This window comes from Enterobacter cloacae complex sp. S3 (assembly GCF_014930495.1).
Taxonomy (GTDB): Bacteria; Pseudomonadota; Gammaproteobacteria; order Enterobacterales; family Enterobacteriaceae; genus Enterobacter; species Enterobacter asburiae_B.
Map to the genome: position 1 here is coordinate 1 of NZ_JADBRD010000082.1, position 397 is coordinate 397.

1 pseudogene is annotated in these 397 nt (G+C 62.0%); it reads left to right on the top strand.

The annotated features are described in order from the left end of the window. Positions 1-397, top strand: a pseudogene (locus IM317_RS23445) (relaxase/mobilization nuclease domain-containing protein); the annotation flags it as partial.

The following is a 397-nucleotide window of genomic DNA, read 5'->3' on the forward strand; positions in this document are numbered from 1 at the left end:
GTTCTGATGCCCGGACTCGATAAAGATCAGTACAGCATTCTGTGGGTGGAGCACGCGGACAAGGGGCGTCTGGAGCTGATCTTTCTGATCCCCATTACCGAACTGCTGACCGGCAGGCGCCTACAGCAGTACTACCACCGCGCCGAACGGACCCGCATCGATGCCTGGCAGACCATCGTGAACGGCAGACTGGGGCTGCACGACCCGAACGCGCCGGAAAACCGCCGGGCGCTGGTCACACCGTCCGGACTGCCGAAAACGAAGCAGGAGGCCGCAGAAGCCATTACCCGGGGACTGCTGCCCCTTGCTTCGTCCGGGGAGCGGAAAAACCGTCAGGACGTCACTGAGGCGCGGTCAGGTTTTGAGGTGGTGCGCACCACGAAAAGCAGTATCAGCA